The organism is Acidovorax cavernicola (genome assembly GCF_003581445.1).
Map to the genome: position 1 here is coordinate 1 of NZ_QXMN01000119.1, position 3,036 is coordinate 3,036.

Consider the following 3,036-nt stretch of genomic DNA (forward strand, 5'->3'; position numbering starts at 1 on the left):
GTTGACTTCCAGACGGGCCATGCGCGCCTCCTTGGTGAGTTCGATTCACAAATGATGTTCTGGCAGTCAGTCTATTCCAACTTGATCTTTGAATTCATGATTTGTTCTTGAATGAACTTTGAATTCACTGACATGAAAAGACTGACTGAATCACTTCCAGGCACCAGGGCCGCCGCGCTGCTGGCCTTGGCGCTCATGACCGGCGCCCTGCCCGCCGCGCCCGCGCTGGCAGCGGATGCATCGCCCACACCGGCCTGGGTGGCGACATGGCAGGCCAGCCCGCAGCCCGTGTGGGGCGCGGATTTTCTGTTTTCGGCCCATGTTCCGTCCGAGCTGCGCGACCAGACCGTGCGCCAGGTGGCGCGCGTCAGCCTGGGAGGGCAGCGCCTGCGCATCGTGCTGTCCAACGCCTACGGCAAACAGCCGCTCACCGTGGCCAAGACCACCGTGGCCCGTCCCCGCCAGGGCAGCGGGGACGGTGCGCTGGCCGACGACAGCCTGCGCGCCGTGACCTTTGGCGGCCAGGAGGCGGCGACTATCCTGCCCGGCGCGTCCCTGGTCAGCGACCCGGTGGCGCTGCCTGTTGCCGCGCTCTCCCAGGTGGCTGTGAGCTTGTATCTGGCGCATGCCACACCGATCGACACCTTCCACTGGGATGGCCGCCAGACGGGCTGGCTGGTGTCTGGCGATCAAACCCGCGCAGCCACGCTGCGGCTGACGGATCGTGCCCGGCAGAGCACCACGGCCCGCCCGCTGCTGACGGGAATTCAGGTCGAAACCGCGCAAGCTGCGCGGGCAGTTGCGGTGATCGGTGATTCCATCACGGACGGCGCCACGGCCAGTCTGGACCAGGACCGCCGCTGGCCGGACTTCCTGGCCGCGCGCCTGGCGCCGCATGGGGTGGCCGTCGTCAATGCCGGCATTTCCGGGGCCCGGCTGTTGTCCGATGGCATGGGCGTCAATGCGCTGGCGCGGCTGGAGCGTGACGTGCTGGCGCAGCCGGGAGTGCGCAGCGTCATCGTGCTGCTGGGCATCAATGACATTTCCTGGCCCGGCACGGCATTCGCGCAGCATGCCGAACCGCCCACGCTGGCGTCGCTGACGGCGGGCTACCGCCAGCTGATCGCGCAGGCGCACAGCCGAGGCATCCGCGTGGTCGGCGCCACGCTCACGCCATTCGAGGGCGCCTTGCCCGGCACGCCGCTGGCCGACTATTACCAACCCGGCAAGAACGCGCTGCGCCGGCAGGTGAACGACTGGATTCGCCACAGCGGCGCATTCGATGCCGTGATCGACTTCGACGCGGCGCTGCGCGATCCCGCACACCCGGCACGTATCGCCGCGCGCTTCGACTCAGGCGACCACTTGCATCCCGGCGACGAAGGCAACCGGGCCATGGCCGATGCCGTCGCGCTCGACGCTTTGCTGCCCGGCCTGGGTGCGCATTAGCACCGGCCTCATCAGCGAAGCTGAGTGCTGTATTCGATGGGCATCCAGCGGAACGATTTGCCCGCCTTGCTCAGGCGCCCGACACCCGGGAATGACAGGTGGGTTGCGGCGATGAGCGTGTTGTCGCGCGCCGCTTCGTTGAAGAACTTCAGCCGCGTGGCGCGCGCGGCCTTCTCGTCCGAATCGAAGGCGATGGTTACGGCGGGATCGTGGAGTTGTACGGCACCGACATGAATCAGATCGCCGATGACCAGAAGACGTTCGCCCCGGCTTTGGACCGCAAACACCGTATGGCCCACCGTGTGCCCATGCGCTGTAATGGCCTTGATGCCGGGCACCAGGTCCGCGCCCGGGTTGAACGGCTTGAGCCTGCCGGCCTCCGAGTAGGCCGTGAGAGAAGCGATGGCTCCGGCAAAAAAACTGCGTTCCATCGCCTGCGCCTTCTCCATCCGCTCAGGCGACATCCAATAGGTCACTTCGGCCTGCTCCATATGAATCGTCGCATTGGGAAACGCCATCTTGCCTTGGACCATGAGCCCTCCCAGGTGGTCGGGGTGCGCGTGGGTCAGGAGAACGTCGTCCACCTGATCCGGCTGGTAGCCGGCCGCACGAAGGTTGGCGTCGAGCTTGCCCAGCCTCGGCCCCATGAGCGCGCCGGTTCCGGTGTCGATGAGGACCAGCTTGTCCCCGGTGTTGACGAGGTAGCCCGTGACCGAGGTCTTCCAGTGGTGTGCCTTCAGCTGGCGCGGAATGTCGTGGGCCTGGCTGTGCAACAGCGTTTCGGCCGGCAGGTCGGTGGTGCCGTCGCTGAGCGCCGTGACTTCAAAAGAGCCGATCATCAGCCTGTGGAAGCCCGGGGCCTGCGTCTTGACCATCGGCGCTGCCGCGTGGGCCAGGGGCGCAAGAACAGCACCGCCCAAGGCAAGTGCCACGGCGAGAGATGTCTGGAGGGAAAGGGTGCGGAATTTCATGCGTTGCCTATGCGTTCGGTTGCTGCGGGGAAACGTATGATTCAACGGATGGCAACATCAATCAAATCGAATGAAGTGATCGGCAATATCAGGGAACGTGATTTGCGAGGCGTGGATCTCAACCTCCTGGTCACGCTTCTCGTGCTGCTGCGCGAACGCAGCGTTTCGAAGGCCGCTGCGTGCCTGTATCTCGGCCAGCCCGCGGTGAGCGGGGCCCTGGCAAGGTTGCGACTGTTGTTCCATGACGAGCTGCTGGTGCGCACACCGAGCGGCATGCGCCCAACGCCGCGTGGCATCGAACTGCAGTCGCAGCTGTTGCCACTGATTTCCGATATGCAAGCCGTGGTGCTGCAGCAACCCGCTTTTGATGCGGCGACCAGCGACCGGCGCTTCGTTATCGGTGTGATGGACTGGGTCAATGACTGGTTGCTGCCGGATCTGCTGGTCCGCCTCGCCGCGGATGCGCCCGGAGTCAGCCTGACGGTCCTGGCGACAGATCGTTTCCGGTTCACGGAACTATTGCAGCAGGAAGAAGTGGACCTCGTTGTCGGCCCATTTTCAGACGGACCACGCTGGCAGCGAAACGAACCCATTGCCACGGTGCCCCACTGTTGCG

3 protein-coding genes are annotated in these 3,036 nt (G+C 65.1%); 2 read left to right on the forward strand and 1 reads right to left on the reverse strand.

Features of this window, described 5'->3' with window-relative positions; translation table 11 throughout:
• Nucleotides 1-132: 132 nt before the first annotated feature.
• Nucleotides 133-1,449 (forward strand): SGNH/GDSL hydrolase family protein, encoded by a 1,317-nt coding sequence (locus D3H34_RS31380; RefSeq protein ID WP_205736848.1) that lies wholly within the window; start codon nt 133-135, stop codon nt 1,447-1,449.
• A gap of 11 nt (nt 1,450-1,460) precedes the next feature.
• On the opposite strand, the gene D3H34_RS31385 is transcribed toward D3H34_RS31380, so the two are convergent.
• Nucleotides 1,461-2,420: an MBL fold metallo-hydrolase gene (locus D3H34_RS31385; RefSeq protein WP_119558723.1), complete on the reverse strand. Its 960-nt coding sequence runs from the start codon at nt 2,418-2,420 to the stop codon at nt 1,461-1,463.
• 48 nt (nt 2,421-2,468) lie between these two features.
• Between D3H34_RS31385 and D3H34_RS31390 the strand changes: the two genes are divergently transcribed.
• A partial coding sequence (locus D3H34_RS31390) for a LysR family transcriptional regulator (protein ID WP_167481307.1) occupies nt 2,469-3,036 on the forward strand: 568 nt, incomplete at its 3' end.

What these genes read in the sequence shown, in the direction of transcription:
- D3H34_RS31380 (WP_205736848.1), top strand. Translation starts at nt 133, where the DNA reads ATGAAAAGACTGACTGAATCACTTCCAGGCACCAGGGCCGCCGCGCTG.
- D3H34_RS31385 (WP_119558723.1), bottom strand. Translation starts at nt 2,420, where the DNA reads ATGAAATTCCGCACCCTTTCCCTCCAGACATCTCTCGCCGTGGCACTT.